Origin of the sequence: Actinomadura sp. 6N118 (assembly GCF_044326415.1) — a bacterium.
Classification (GTDB): Bacteria; Actinomycetota; Actinomycetes; order Streptosporangiales; family Streptosporangiaceae; genus Spirillospora.
Map to the genome: position 1 here is coordinate 129,252 of NZ_JBIRAZ010000023.1, position 13,153 is coordinate 142,404.

Here is a 13,153-nt window from a genome sequence, read left to right on the forward strand (position 1 = left end):
ATGACGGCACATGGCGTCACACAACGAACGCATGTAAGCCAAAACCAGGCGATGACCTGCGACTCAGGCGCCATCGATGGCAGTGGACCGAACCAACAGCCCCGCTGGGGCATTCACGTCACACGCAGTGACCCCCGGGCGCCTCCCGAGCTAGGACGCCGGGCACTCTGCCCGTCAGGCCAGACCCGCCCGGTTGAGCAAAAAGTTGGTCAAAGGCCCGTAATGGTGCGGCGATATGCCGTCGTCAAGCGGCACCACGACGTCGATCTTGCCCTCGTCGGCCCCGGCGAACAGCGCTGGATCGTTACAGTCCGCGAATCCGACCGTGTCGATGCCCGCCTGCCCGGCCGCGCCGGCCCAGCCATGATCGGCGATGGCCAGATCCGGCCAACTGCCGCGTTCGAGTTCCGGAGATCCCTCCGCAGGGGTAGAAGCGGCCACCAGATCGGCGAGCATCGCCTCCATCGGAGCGGCGTCGTGGGTGTGGTGCGTGCGCCCGTCGTCGCCCTCCAGCATCGCCACCCCTTCGGGGGCGTAGACGATGCGCCGCGTCTCGGTGCCGTAGGAGGTGTCGATCTCGTACGTCCAGCCGGCCGCCGGGGTCAGGATCTGGCAGCCGCGCCCGGCGAGGGCCCGCGCCACCGCCCGGTAGATCGGCGTGAGGGTGGCGGGGTGGCCTGTGGCCAGGACGACCCGCTCCCGGCGTTCGGCGGCGAGCCCGATCCGGTCGCCCATGGCCTCCAGCGCGTCGAGGGTGAGCTCGGGGTCGATCGTGTCGTCCCCGTACAGGTGCAGCGGGTTGGGATCGACCCCGCAGCGCTCGACCATGACCCGCAGGATCTCCTGCTCGGTCCAGGTCGGCTTGAGGTCCAGCCCGAACAGGTAGTACGGGTTGCGCGCCGCCATCCTCCGGAAGTGGAGCAGGTTGTTCTGCCGCGGCGTGGCCACGTCACCGGCGATCATCGTGCGGACCAGATGGGCGCGCAGTTCGTCGCGCGTCGGACCACCGGAATCACTGAAGACAGCCGCCATCAGATGTCCATCATCGGGTCGAGGCCGTGCTCGGGGAACACGGCCCGCCGGGTCGCCAGCACCGCCTGGTCGATCGGGTTCGCCGGGTCGTAGCCTTCCGCCCACGTGTGCACCTCCACCGGGCTCGCCCCGTCCGTCATGCGCCTCGGCGCGATCTCATCGGTCCGCTCGCGTACGAAGTCACGCCATGCCTCGGGGGTGGCCGTCGCCGGGTCGATCGGGCGGCCCGCCGCCTCGGCCAGCAGGTGTGTCCACGCCCGCGGCACCACTTGGACCAGCTCGTATCCCCCGCCGCCGGTGGCCAGCCAGCGGCCCCCGGAGACCTCGTGGGCCAGCCGGTGCAGCGCCGCGTACGCCGTCCGCTGCCCGTCCACGCTGAGGGACAGGTGCGCGAGCGGGTCGAGCGCGTGGCTGTCACAGCCGTGCTGGGTGACCAGCACCTGCGGCCGGAACTCGCGGAGCAGCGGCGGCACCACCGCGTCGAACGCGCGCAGCCACGGGCCGTCGCTCGTGCCCGGCGGCAGCGCCACGTTGACCGCCGAGCCGTGCGCGCCGCGGCCACCGATCTCGGTCGGGAAGCCGGTGCCCGGGAACAGCGTGCGCGGCGATTCGTGCAGGCTGATCGTGAGCACCCGCGGGTCGTCGTAGAAGGCCGCCTGGACCCCGTCTCCGTGGTGCACGTCCACATCGACGTACGCGACACGTTCGGCGCCGTTGTCCAGGAGCCAGGCGATGGCGATCGCCACGTCGTTGTAGACGCAGAAGCCGCTCGCCGCGCCGCGCAGGGCGTGGTGCAGGCCGCCCGAGACGTTGGCGGCGTGTTCGGTCTCACCTGCCCAGACCGCGCGTGCCCCGGCCACCGATGCCCCGGTCACCAGCGCCGAAGCCTCGTGCATCCCGAGAAAAACCGGATTGTCGGGGGTGCCGAGGCCGTGCTTCAACTCGGGCAGCCCGGTCTCGCCCGCGTGCCGCACGGCGGCGATGTAGGCGTCCTCATGCACCAGGCCGAGCAGATCGTCGTCGGCGGTGGCGAACCCCTCGACCCTCACGTTCGGCGCGTCCAGCAGGCCGTACTCGCGGGCCAGCGCCATCGTCAGCTCGACCCGGACCGGGTTGAGCGGATGGCTCGGGCCGAAGTCGTACGAGATGAGCTGGTCGTCCCAGAAGACCTTGAGCCCGCAGTCCCGGGGAGATTGGGGCGAATCGGCGCTGCTCATGCCCTCACGGTATCGCCATGTCCGCATCCGCTTACTCGTGGCCTGGGTCACACCCGGCGCCGAAGATCACGCTGACAGCTGCCAAACTTCCAACGCTGACACAAAGTTGTTACGTGAACTATCTAAAGAAAAGGGCATCTAAGTAACACGAAGGAAACAAAACCTTGGGGTGTAGATGGACCCGATCGTCTCGAAAGACCTGCCGGCAGAGGTCACCCCTCTGCCGGGAGTCTCCGCAGCCCCCCGCACCCCGCCCTTCTCCCGTCGTCCGACGGTGCGGAGCCGCGCCATCTCCCAGGCGCTGCGGCTCAGCCTCCGCCCGTTCATCCATCATGTGCCGAGCTTCGCGCCCAGCCTGCGGACCGCCCGTTCCACCGTGAACGCCGCGTCGCTCCTGATTCCCGCCGGACGGAACGTGCGGATCAAGCCGCTGGTCGACCCCCAGGTCGAGACCGGCGGCACGGAACGCCCGATCATCGGCGAATGGGTCACCTCGCGTCACGGGGAAGGCCGGAAGGACGGCGCGATCCTCTACCTGCACGGCGGCGCCTACGTCGTCTGCTCCCCCCGGACGCACCGGCCCATCACGACGCGGCTGGCCCTGGAGACCGATCTCCCCGTCCTGGTCCCGCGCTACCGGATGGCGCCCGAGCACTCGTTCCCGGCGCCGCTCGAAGACGCCCTGGCCGCCTACCGCTGGCTGCTGGCCCGCGGCGTCCCGGCAAGCGGCATCGTCATCGCGGGCGACTCCGCGGGCGGGCACCTCGCCGCCTCGCTCACCGGCGAGATCTGCCGGACCGGGCTCCCCCGCCCCGCAGGCACGGTGCTCTTCTCACCCTGGATCGATCTCACCTGCGAGCTGTCCACGGCCGAACAGTGCCGCGTCCGGGACCCGTACATCAGCGCTTACGCGGCCCAGCGGGTCGCGCGCCTCGTAGTGGGGCCAGCCGGATTCGACGACCCGCGGCTGGCCCTGCTCACCTGCCCGTGGGGCGAGGCGTCGCCGTTCCTGATCCAGGTGGGCGGCACCGAGGTCCTCCGGCCCGAGGCCGAGGCGTTCGCCGAAGCACTCACCAACGCGGGCATCAGTTGCGAACTCCAGGTCTGGAAGGGACAGATGCACGTCTTCCAGATCCTCAACCGCGTCCTGCCGGAGGCGAGCGCGGCCATGCGAGAGACGGCCCGTTTCATCCGCGAAGCCATCACCACCGCGTCGGCGACCGAATCGGAAGCCGTCGCCTGACGAATTGGACTTGAAGCACCTCCTTGGACTTGAAGCACCTCCGCCGGCCGCCTGGTGCCCCCGACCGCGGTCCGCGGAGGTGCTTCGCCAACTCCAGCGGCCGATTCAGCCGCCGGGGTTCAGTCGATGCCGCAGAGGCGGAGCACGGCCGTGGTCGCCGCGGCGGCGATGACGATCACGGGGAACGGCGCGCGGCGTGCGGCCAGCACGCCCGCGACGAGCACCCCGGCCGGTCTGGCCCAGCCGGCGAAGCCATGGCCCTCGGTGAGGGCGGCGGTGACCACCAGCGTGATCAGGAGGACGGCGGCGGCCACGGGCAGGAGCCGCCGCAGGCGGCCGGGGATCTCCACCCGGTGCTGGAAGACCGGCCCGGCCAGCCGGAACGCGTAGGTCCCGGCGGCCAGCAGCACGATGGCGAGCAGCGGCATCAGGAAGCCACCTCCTGCCTTCTCATTTCGGGGACGTACGCGGCCACGCTGCTGGCGTCGTGCCCGCCCAACGCCCGCCGGGACCTCTACCGGCTGGACGTCCAGCCCGGCGAGCCCCGGATCTCCGAACCCCACATGCCCGGCACGTCCGAGCACGTCGTGGTCGGCACCGGCCGCGCGCTCGTCGGCCCCACGGAGGAGCCCGTCGAGCTCGGCCCCGGCGACTACATCAGCTATCCGGGCGACGCACCGCACATCTTCCGGGCGCTGGAGCCGGACACTACGGCGATCATCCTGATGGAGCACATCTGATGGGAGAGCCCCTGGTGGGCTTGCATCTGGCGCATCTGGCGCATCCGGCTCATTCGGTGCGGAGGGCGATGACGGGGTCGAGGCGGCCCGCCCGCCGCGCCGGAACGACACCGAAGAAGATCCCGACCCCCGCCGAGACCACGAACGCCAGCACGGGCGACCACCAGGTGATCGCGGCCGGGACGGGCGACAACGCCGTGATCGTGAGCGACAGGCCGACGCCGAGCAGGATCCCGGCCGTGCCGCCGATCGTGGTCAGCAGCACGGCCTCCACCAGGAACTGGGCGAGGATGTCGCGCTGCCGGGCGCCGAGGGCCTTGCGCAACCCGATCTCCCGGGTCCGCTCACGCACGCTGACCAGCATGATGTTGGAGACCCCGACCCCGCCGACCAACAGGGAGATCGCGGCGATCGCGGCCAGCACGCCGGTGAGCGCGCTCAGCACGGTGCCGATGGTGCCGAGCAGCTGTGTCTGTGTGATCGCCGAGAACTGATCGCCCTGGTACTTGCGCTGCAGGGCGTCCACGACGTCCTTCTGGAGGCGCGGGATGTCGTCGCTCGTCGGCGCCCGGATGGCGAGGAAGTCGATCCGGTCGACCCCGAACATCCGCTGCGCCGTGGTCACCGGAATGTGCACCTCGGCGTCCCGCGTCTGCCCGAACGTCTGCCCGACCTCCTCGAAGACCCCGACGACGCGGAACCGCGTGCCGCTCGCGATCGCGACCTGGCGGCCCACCGGGTCGACGTCCCCGAAGAGCCGGCGGGCGATGTCCGACCCGAGCACGACGACTCGGCGGCGGGTCTCGACGTCCGTACGGCTGAGGTAGCGGCCCCGTCGCAGCGGGCGGTCGAAGACGTTCTGCACGTTCTCGTTCGCGCCGACGATGCTGGAGAACGTCTGCGCGCGGCCGGCCCGGACGGTCTCACCGGAGTTGAGGGCGACCGCGATCTGCCCTTCGTCTCCCGTCACGCGGCCGAGGTAGGTGACGTCCTCCAGTTGCATGCGGCTGATCGTGGGCGCCGCGCCGAACGAGAACTCCCCCGGCGCGACGAAGATGATGTTGGAGCCGAGGCCCTCGATCTCGTTCTCCACCAGGTTGCGGGCCCCGGTCCCGATCGCGACCAGCACCACCACCGCGGCGACCCCGACGACCACGCCGAACATCGTCAGCGCGCTGCGCAGCCGGTTGACCCGCAGCGCCTCCAGCGCCACCCGGAACGACTCGCCGAGCCTCATGAGCCCGGCCTCACGAGATGTCGCGTTCGATGAGGCCGTCGCGGATGTGGATCTGCCGCCGGGCCCGTTCGGCCACGTCCGGCTCATGCGTGACCAGGACGATCGCCACGCCCTGCTCGGTGTTGAGCCGTTCCAGCAGGTCCATCACCTCGTGGCCGGTACGGGTGTCGAGGTTGCCGGTGGGCTCGTCCGCCAGCACCACGCCGGGATCGCCGACCAGTGCCCGCGCGATCGCCACGCGCTGCTGTTCACCGCCGGACAGCTGACTGGGCCTGTGATCGAGGCGGTGCCCGAGGCCCACGGTGTCGAGCGCGGCGATGGCCCGGCGGCGGCGCTCGCCCCGCCCGATCCCGCGGTAGACCAGCGGGAGCGCCACGTTCTCCCGTGCGCTCGTACGGGCGAGCAGGTGGAACGACTGGAAGACGAAGCCGATCTGCGAATTGCGCAGCTCGGCAAGCTCGGTCTCGGTGAGCTTGGCGACGTCCTTGCCGCCGATGCGCAGGAGCCCGCGGGTCGGGCGGTCGAGGCAGCCGAGCAGGTGCATGAGGGTGGACTTGCCCGACCCCGAGGGACCGAGGATCGCGACGAACTCCCCGGCGTCGATGCGGACGCTCACCCCGCGGAGGGCCTCCACCTCCACGCCTTCCATCGTGTACGTGCGGGTGACGTCCACAGCTTCGAGCGCGGCGTGTGCGGGCGCGGGCGCGGCCTCAGGCGCGGGCTCGGGCTCTGTCGCAGGCTCGGGCTCAGGGGGCCCGGTCACGGGGAGAGCTCCTCGCCCTGCCGGACCGAGTCGGCGCCGCGAACGACGACCTCTTCGCCCTCCTTGAGTCCACGGGTGACCTCGACGGTGGTGTCACCCTGGGCGCCGAGCCGGACCACGCGCCGCTCCGCCTGGCCGCCGACCACCGCCCAGACGACCGAGTCGCGGCCACTGCTGACGATCGCTGCGGACGGCACGGACAGCACGCCCGTCACCTCGCGTACGCGCAGGTTGACCACAGCGCTCATCCCCGGCTTGGGCATGGGCGCCCGGCCGCCGCCCGAGAGGGTGCCCTCCTTGAGGACGAGCGTGACCTTGTACGTGACGCCCCCGCCGGTCGACTCCTTCGGGGTGACTCCGATGCCGGTCACCTCGGCGGTGTACGTGCCGCCCTGGACGGCGTCGAACTCCACGTCGGCCTCGACGCCCTCCCTGATCTGCAGCACGTCGGTCTCGTCGACGTCGGCGGCGAGGGAGAGCCGGGAGACGTCCGTGACCGTGACCACCGCGTCGCCGCTGGAGACCGGGGCGCCCGTCGCGACCGAGGAGGCGTCCTTGGCGGTCCCGCCACCGAGACCGCCCAGCGCCCCCAGACCGGAGGCGGCCGAACCGCCCGCGCCGCCCTGCCCGGCGAGTTGCTGGGGCAGCCGGCTCGCCAGGTCGCCGAGCCCGCCACCGCCGCCCGCGGGGCCGCCCAGGCTGACGACGCCGTCGAACGGAGCCTTGATCGTGAGGGCCTTGACGGTGCGTTCGCCGGCCCGTACCGCGGCGCGCGTCTGCACCCGCTGGGCCGCGGTGATCGAGGAGAACGCGTTGCCGACGCTGCCGAGCCCGGCGTTCAGGCGTGCGACGGCCTCGCGGGCCGCCGCGGCGGCGGACCGGTACTCGCCCTCCGCCCTGGTGATCCCGGCAAGGACGAGCGCGCGCTGGCGCAGGTCGGGGATCTTCAGCGCGACCTTACGAGCGGCGGAGAATCCCTGGCGCGCGCTCCGGTCCGTCTTGCGCTGGAAGCCCGACATGTCGAGGGCGGCGGGCATGTCAACGCCGCCCCCGGCGAGAGAGCCGTCGGCCTCGCGGGCCTGGGCGAGCTGCTCACGGGCGGTGGGCGAGCCGATCCTTGCGAGGACGTCGCCCTCCTGTACGCGGTCGCCGTCACCCACGTACAGACGCTCGATCGTGCCCTCGGCGGACGCGCGCAACGTCGCGGCGGCACGCGCGGAGACGGTGCCTGGGGCCTCGACGACCTCGGCGACGTCGGAACGCGCCACCTTGCCCAGCCGGACCCGGTCGGCGTCGTCGTCACCGCTGCAGGCACTGAGCTGTGCGGCCAGCAGCACGGCGACCGCGACCGCGGGGATGTAACGCCGCACTGACATGCGCGTCATCGTAGGAGCGTGCCGATCTCCACGTAAGGCCCTGATCGGCTGATCTCCGCCCGGCTGGCCTCTCCCGGTCATCGGATGAGATCTGCGTCACCCTCTGGGGGTTCACACCCTGGAGGCATGAGCCCCCGAGTCGCGTCTCGAGCCTGAGCGCACCGTGAAGAAGCCGACCAGCGCGGCCAGTGCTGCGACGCCCTCCCCGACGAGGCTGATGGTCTTCTCGGTGTACCAGACCGGCTCGTGCATGGCTGGGAGCGGACCGAGCTGGCCCACGTCGACGTAGTAGTAGAGGAGCAGCGCGCCTACCGCGCTCGCCGCCACCAGGAAGGCGATCGCGTAGGTCACTCGGTTGGCCAGAATGAGGACGGCCAGCCCGGCCAGCGCGGCGACGATCGCCTGGGCCTGGAAGAGCACCTCGCCGTCGATGGAGCCACTCTGGCTGCCCTTCATGTCGGGCGCGAACTGCCAGTGAACGTATGCGTCGGCTGCCAGTCCGGCGGCCACGAGGAGACGCAGCAGGATTCCCATACTCACTACACGGCCACAACACCCTCTTCGGATCAATGGCCACACGGAGTTATCTACGGAAATATGCCCCGCCACCGAGATCGTTCGCGGAGGTCAGCCGCCGGTCGGCCGCAAGTCGGCCGCTGATCGGCGCGGGTCGGCCGCTGATCGGCGCGGGTCAGCCGCCAGCGAGCTCGCGGCCGCGGTCGCGGGCGGCTTCGATGGCCTCCAGAACGGCGGCCCGGACACCGTGCTTCTCCAGCTCCCGGATCGCGGCGATGGTCGTCCCGCCCGGGGAGGTCACGGCCTCGCGCAGCAGCACAGGGTGCTCACCGGAGTCGCGCAGCATGACCGCGGCGCCCACGGCCGACTGGATCACCATCTCCAGCGCGGCGGCGCGCGGCATGCCGAGCAGGATCCCGGCGTCCACCATCGCCTCGACCAGGTAGTAGAAGTAGGCCGGGCCGCTGCCGGAGAGCGCGGTGGCGCCGTCCTGCAATGACTCGGGGATGCGCAGCACCTTGCCGACGGGGCTCAGCAGCTCCTCGGCCAGCTTGAGGTGCTCCTCCCCCGCGTGCGACCCGGCGGAGATCACGCTCATCGCCTCGTCCACGTGCACCGGGGTGTTGGACATGACCCGGACGACCGGCACGCCCGCAGGCAGGCGGTCCTCGATGAACGCGGTGGTGATGCCGGCCGCCATCGAGATCACGAGCCGTCCCGCCGGGATGTGCCTGCCCACCTCGTCCAGCAGCACGCCCATGTCCTGCGGCTTGACCGCGAGGATCAGCACGTCGGCGGTGGTGGCCGCCTCGACGTTGGTCGCGATGTCGATGCCGTAGCGCTCGCGCAGCAGCGCGCCGCGCTCCTCGCGGCGGGCGGTGGCCATCAGGTCGGCGGGACGTCGCCCGGCCCGGAGGACCCCGGAAAGCAGCGCCTCGCCCATCTTGCCGGCACCCAGAATCGCGATCATTTTTGCACCCCAGATAGGAAACGAACGTTGCCCACCCTAGCGCCGCGCGGGCTCAGGACTTGCTGGCCAGCGACCTGAGGAAGAAGCCGAGATTGGCGGGACGCTCGGCCAGGCGGCGCATGAAGTAGCCGTACCACTCCTGCCCGTACGCGACGTACACGCGCATCTGGGCCCCCTGACCGGCGAGGCGACGCTGCTCCTGGGGGCGGATCCCGTACAACATCTGGTATTCGAAGCTCTCGGGCTCGCGCTCGTTCAGCACCGCGAGGGCACCGGCGATGTCGATCAGGCGGGGGTCGTGCGTGGCGAGCATCGGGTAGCCCTTGCCGGCCATCAGCACCTTCATGCAGCGCACGTACGACTTGTCGATCTCGTCCTTGCTGCCGAAGGCCACGTCTTCGGGGGCTGCGTAGGCGCCCTTGCAGAGCCGTACGCGGGACCCCTCGTACGCGAGCTCGGCGCAGTACTCCTCGGAGCGCCGCAGGTAGGCCTGGATGACGGCCCCCGTGTCGGGGAAGTCGCGGCGCAGCTCGTGCAGGATCCGCAGCGTGGAGTCGACCGTCGTGTGATCTTCCATGTCCAGGGTGACCGTGGTGCTCGCCTGCCGGGCCGCGGTGCAGATGCGCCGCGCGTTCTCCAGGGCCAGGTCCTCGTCGAACGCCTGGCCGAGCGCGGTGAGCTTGAGTGAGACCTCGGCCCGCGTGCCCAGCCCGGCCCCGGCCAGCCGGTCGAGCAGTTCGACGTAGGCCTTGACGGTCGCCTCCGCTTGCCCGGCGTCGAGGGTGTCCTCCCCGAGCACGTCCAGGGTGACGAGAAGACCCTCGCCTGTGAGCTCCTCGGTGGCGCGCAGGGCGTCGTCGACCGATCCGCCCGCCACGAAGCGGTGCACCATGCCGCGCGTGATGGGCGCGGTCTCCACGAGTTTGCGTACGCCGCCACTGCGCGAGGCGACCAGCAGGGCCTGACGAAGCACTTCACATCCCCTTGTCCGGTGGGGACGGCTCTGTCCCCTTCTTCAGGTTAATGCCCGGGCGGGGACGGTGATCACGCGGGCGGACCGGTCGCAGGCCCCGGATCGGCCGGGAAAGTCCTGGTCGGATCGGGAGAGTCCTGGTCGGATCAGGAAAGTCCTGGTCGGATCAGGAAAGTCCTGGTCCGATCAGGAAACCGTGCCGACGCGGTTCACGCCGCCGTACTTGGCCACGTACTCGGCCATTCCCGCGGTCTTCACGGCGTTGAAGAGCGCGGGCGCCTTCGTCCGGTCCAGCAGGACGACGCTCTGCTTGCCGCGCTGGGCGCTGCCCTTGTTGGGCGCGGTGATGAACGCCACGTTGGAGGCCCGGATGTTGCGGAGGCTGATCGCCAGCGAACGGAGCTTGCCGGCGTCGACCTCGTCGTCCACGCTGATCGACTTGGTGAACGCCGAGAGGAAGCGGTCGAGCTTGAGCGGGTTGGAGATGGTGCCGCCGTCCGCCGCCTTCTTGGCCAGGGCGCCCAGGAACGCCTGCTGCCGCTTGATCCGGTCGAAGTCGCCGTTCGGCAGGTTGTAGCGCTGCCGCACGAAGAGCAGGGCCTTCTCGCCGTCCAGCTTCTGCCGCCCGGCCGGCCAGTTGACCTTGCGGGCCGGGTCGTACACGCTCTGCGCGATGTCCACCTCGACGCCGCCGAGCGCGTCGGTCATGGACTTGAAGCCCTCGAAGTCGATGGCGCCGAAGTGGTCGATCCGGGCGCCGGTGAGCTTCTCGACGGTCTCGATCAGCAGCGGCGGGCCGCCGAACGAGAACGCGGCGTTGATCTTCTGGTTGCCGTATCCGGGGATCTCGACCCATGAGTCACGGGGGAACGAGACCACGTACGCCTTGCTCCGGTCGGCCGGCAGGTGCAGCAACATGATCGTGTCCGACCGCTGCCGTCCCGGCTTCCACACCTGGCCCCCGTCACCCGTGGTGCCCATGTCTGCCCGGGTGTCCGAGCCGACGAGCAGCCAGTTCTCAGTGCCGGTCACGTTCGGCCCTGGACGGCTCTTGCTGGTCGGCATCGCGCCGCGGATGCGGTCGATGTTGCCGTTGTACGAGGACTGCCGCTGCCAGAGGAGCCCGCCGATCCCCGCCACCACCAGGAGCACGAAGACCAGCGCCGCGGCCAGGACGCGAGGCCACCGGCGCTTGCGCTTCCGCTGGCCGCCGTCCTCCCCGTCGCCGGGCATACCAGGCACCCCCGGCATGCCAGGCGCCCCGGGTGTGCCGTGCTCGCCAGGCATGCCGTGCTCGCCGGGGGCGCCGCTCCCGCCGGGGGCGCCGCTCCCGCCGGGCCCGCCGGGTTCAGCGGCGGGCTCGAAGAGACCTGCGGCTGGCCCCTGCGGCGCCTGCGACTGCGGCTGCGGTGATTGTGGCTGCGGCTGCGGCATCTGGGGGCCCGGGGGGTCGAGTGGGCTCATGGCGCCGGAGGTTATCAGCCAGTTGGGTCCGCTTTAGCCCAGGAAAAAAGGTTCCATCGTCATGGTGTGCGGCGGCGGAGCGTGGCGGCACCCAGGACGAGGGCCAGCAGGACGCAGCCAGCGATCACCACCATGTCGCGGACGAGATTCCCTGTGACGTCAGCGCTGACGGTGACCTCCTTCATCGCGTCCACCGTGTACGACAGCGGCAGGACGTTGGAGGTCGCCTCCAGCCAGCCGACCATCTGGTCGCGCGGGATGAAGAGGCCGCACAGCAACAACTGCGGCAGCACGAACGCCGGCATGAGCTGCACCGCTTGGAACTCCGTACGGGCGAACGCGCTGGAGAACAGACCGAGCGCCACACCGAGCACCGAGCAGAGCAGCGCCGAGACGACCAGCGACCACAGCGAGCCGTTCAGGTCGAGGCCGAGCCAAGTGAGCGCGATCGTCAGCACGACGCCCACCTGCAGCAGGGCAACGAGGCTGAACGCCAGCGCGTAGCCGAGGAGCAGGTCGAGCTTGCCCGTCGGCATGGTCATCAGCCGTTCCAGCGTGCCGCTCGTCCGCTCGCGGAGCGTGGCCACCGAAGTCACCAGGAACATGATCACGAAGGGGAAGATCCCCAGCAGCAGCGGGCCGATCCGGTCGAACAGCGCGGGTGCGTCGAACACGTAGCGCAGCAGGATCATCAGCAGCGTCGGCACACCGACGATCATGCTGATCGTGCGGTGGTCGTGGCGCAGCTGGGCCAGGATCCGCTGCGTCGTCGCCAAGGTGATGGAGATGTTCACGCCCGGGCTCCTTCCCGTTCGTTGATCAGCCGGAGGAAGACCTTCTCCAGATCGTCGATGCCGGTGCGGGCACGAAGCCCGTCCGGGGTGTCGTCGGCGAGGATCTCGCCCTCGCGCATCAGCAAGAGCCTGTCGGTGCGACCCGCCTCGTCCATGACATGGCTGGAGACCACGAGCGTGGTGCCATGCTCGGCCAGCTCCCGGAAGAGCCGCCACAACTCCTCGCGCAGCACCGGGTCCAGGCCGACCGTCGGCTCGTCCAGCACCAGCAACTCCGGCGTGCCCAGCAGCGCGACCGCCAGATTGGCGCGGCTGTGCTGGCCGCCGGACAGCGTCGCGACGATCTGGTCGCGGTGCCGGGTGAGCCCGACCTCCTCGATGACCCGGTCGGCGTCCGCCTTCGGCGCCCCGAGGACGGAGGCGAAGTAGCGCAGGTTCTCGTGGACGCTCAGGTCGTCGTAGACGGCCGGGCTCTGGGTCGCGTAACCCACGCGCCTGCGCAGGTCCTTGGAGCCCGCCGTGTCACCCAGCACGCTCACCGTGCCGCTTTGGACGATCTGCACGCCGACGAGGGCGCGCATCAACGTCGTCTTGCCGCATCCGCTCGGGCCGAGAAGCCCGATCACCGAGCCGCGCGGGACATCGAACGTGAGCCCGTGCAGCACCTCACGGCCACCTCGTACCACCGTCAGGTCACGCACGCTCACGGCTGCAGGACCAGAACTCATCATGTGATGAATTTATGTCCGCGACCCGCCCGAGTCAAGCTCCGCGGCCTTCTGGAGAAGCTTCCGGGAAAGTTTTGGGGTGCCGAAAACCCGTGCCGGG

14 protein-coding genes are annotated in these 13,153 nt (G+C 70.5%); 2 read left to right on the forward strand and 12 right to left on the reverse strand.

The annotated features are described in order from the left end of the window. Positions 1-174: 174 nt before the first annotated feature. Both ACH34W_RS43280 and ACH34W_RS43285 read right to left on the reverse strand, forming a co-directional pair. The gene (locus ACH34W_RS43280) at positions 175-1,032 is read right to left on the reverse strand and encodes a phosphatase (RefSeq protein WP_395967035.1); all 858 of its coding nucleotides are present in this window, start codon (positions 1,030-1,032) and stop codon (positions 175-177) included. After that, on the reverse strand, positions 1,032-2,249 hold the full coding sequence (locus ACH34W_RS43285; protein WP_395967036.1) for an acetoin utilization protein AcuC: 1,218 nt from the start codon (positions 2,247-2,249) through the stop codon (positions 1,032-1,034). The genes ACH34W_RS43280 and ACH34W_RS43285 overlap by 1 nt, the downstream gene beginning before the upstream one ends. Before the next feature lie 175 nt (positions 2,250-2,424). On the opposite strand from ACH34W_RS43285, the gene ACH34W_RS43290 reads away from it, so the two are divergent. After that, the gene (locus tag ACH34W_RS43290; protein ID WP_395967037.1) at positions 2,425-3,492 is read left to right on the forward strand and encodes an alpha/beta hydrolase; all 1,068 of its coding nucleotides are present in this window, start codon (positions 2,425-2,427) and stop codon (positions 3,490-3,492) included. Positions 3,493-3,611: 119 nt separating this feature from the next. Here the strand turns inward: ACH34W_RS43290 and ACH34W_RS43295 are convergent, their stop codons facing one another. Continuing rightward, positions 3,612-3,920: an AzlD domain-containing protein gene (locus ACH34W_RS43295; RefSeq protein ID WP_395967038.1), complete on the reverse strand. Its 309-nt coding sequence runs from the start codon at positions 3,918-3,920 to the stop codon at positions 3,612-3,614. A 135-nt stretch (positions 3,921-4,055) separates the two neighbouring features. Between ACH34W_RS43295 and ACH34W_RS43300 the strand changes: the two genes are divergently transcribed. Continuing rightward, entirely contained in the window at positions 4,056-4,232 is a 177-nt protein-coding gene (locus tag ACH34W_RS43300) for a hypothetical protein (RefSeq protein ID WP_395967039.1), read from the forward strand. 49 nt (positions 4,233-4,281) lie between these two features. On the opposite strand, the gene ACH34W_RS43305 is transcribed toward ACH34W_RS43300, so the two are convergent. The 9 genes from ACH34W_RS43305 to ACH34W_RS43345 all read right to left on the reverse strand — a co-directional run bounded on the left by ACH34W_RS43305 (position 4,282) and on the right by ACH34W_RS43345 (position 13,032). Further along, entirely contained in the window at positions 4,282-5,469 is a 1,188-nt protein-coding gene (locus ACH34W_RS43305; RefSeq protein ID WP_395967040.1) for an ABC transporter permease, read from the reverse strand. A gap of 10 nt (positions 5,470-5,479) precedes the next feature. Further along, positions 5,480-6,118, reverse strand: coding sequence for an ABC transporter ATP-binding protein (locus tag ACH34W_RS43310; protein ID WP_395967101.1), 639 nt, complete (start codon positions 6,116-6,118; stop codon positions 5,480-5,482). Positions 6,119-6,228: 110 nt separating this feature from the next. Continuing rightward, complete coding sequence (locus ACH34W_RS43315; protein ID WP_395967041.1) at positions 6,229-7,608, reverse strand: efflux RND transporter periplasmic adaptor subunit; 1,380 nt, start codon at positions 7,606-7,608, stop codon at positions 6,229-6,231. Between the two features lie 111 nt (positions 7,609-7,719). After that, entirely contained in the window at positions 7,720-8,148 is a 429-nt protein-coding gene (locus ACH34W_RS43320; RefSeq protein ID WP_395967042.1) for a hypothetical protein, read from the reverse strand. 151 nt (positions 8,149-8,299) lie between these two features. Next, on the reverse strand, positions 8,300-9,094 hold the full coding sequence (gene proC, locus ACH34W_RS43325) for a pyrroline-5-carboxylate reductase (RefSeq protein ID WP_395967043.1): 795 nt from the start codon (positions 9,092-9,094) through the stop codon (positions 8,300-8,302). 52 nt (positions 9,095-9,146) lie between these two features. Next, the gene (locus ACH34W_RS43330) at positions 9,147-10,067 is read right to left on the reverse strand and encodes a proline dehydrogenase family protein (protein ID WP_395967044.1); all 921 of its coding nucleotides are present in this window, start codon (positions 10,065-10,067) and stop codon (positions 9,147-9,149) included. 186 nt (positions 10,068-10,253) lie between these two features. Then, positions 10,254-11,531, reverse strand: coding sequence for an LCP family protein (locus ACH34W_RS43335; protein WP_395967045.1), 1,278 nt, complete (start codon positions 11,529-11,531; stop codon positions 10,254-10,256). A gap of 59 nt (positions 11,532-11,590) precedes the next feature. Further along, on the reverse strand, positions 11,591-12,325 hold the full coding sequence (locus tag ACH34W_RS43340; RefSeq protein WP_395967046.1) for an ABC transporter permease: 735 nt from the start codon (positions 12,323-12,325) through the stop codon (positions 11,591-11,593). Further along, positions 12,322-13,032 carry an ABC transporter ATP-binding protein gene (locus ACH34W_RS43345; protein WP_395967047.1) on the reverse strand — a complete coding sequence of 237 codons (711 nt, stop codon included), beginning with the start codon at positions 13,030-13,032 and terminating at the stop codon, positions 12,322-12,324. Before ACH34W_RS43345 ends, ACH34W_RS43340 begins: the two co-directional genes overlap by 4 nt. Positions 13,033-13,153: the final 121 nt, after the last annotated feature.

Coding starts and splice junctions, on each gene's coding strand:
- ACH34W_RS43305 (WP_395967040.1), bottom strand. CDS start 5,469: ATGAGGCTCGGCGAGTCGTTCCGGGTGGCGCTGGAGGCGCTGCGGGTC.
- ACH34W_RS43285 (WP_395967036.1), bottom strand. CDS start 2,249: ATGAGCAGCGCCGATTCGCCCCAATCTCCCCGGGACTGCGGGCTCAAG.
- ACH34W_RS43300 (WP_395967039.1), top strand. CDS start 4,056: ATGCCCGGCACGTCCGAGCACGTCGTGGTCGGCACCGGCCGCGCGCTC.
- ACH34W_RS43290 (WP_395967037.1), top strand. CDS start 2,425: ATGGACCCGATCGTCTCGAAAGACCTGCCGGCAGAGGTCACCCCTCTG.
- ACH34W_RS43315 (WP_395967041.1), bottom strand. CDS start 7,608: ATGTCAGTGCGGCGTTACATCCCCGCGGTCGCGGTCGCCGTGCTGCTG.
- ACH34W_RS43280 (WP_395967035.1), bottom strand. CDS start 1,032: ATGGCGGCTGTCTTCAGTGATTCCGGTGGTCCGACGCGCGACGAACTG.
- ACH34W_RS43295 (WP_395967038.1), bottom strand. CDS start 3,920: ATGCCGCTGCTCGCCATCGTGCTGCTGGCCGCCGGGACCTACGCGTTC.
- ACH34W_RS43310 (WP_395967101.1), bottom strand. CDS start 6,118: ATGGAAGGCGTGGAGGTGGAGGCCCTCCGCGGGGTGAGCGTCCGCATC.
- ACH34W_RS43335 (WP_395967045.1), bottom strand. CDS start 11,531: ATGAGCCCACTCGACCCCCCGGGCCCCCAGATGCCGCAGCCGCAGCCA.
- proC (WP_395967043.1), bottom strand. CDS start 9,094: ATGATCGCGATTCTGGGTGCCGGCAAGATGGGCGAGGCGCTGCTTTCC.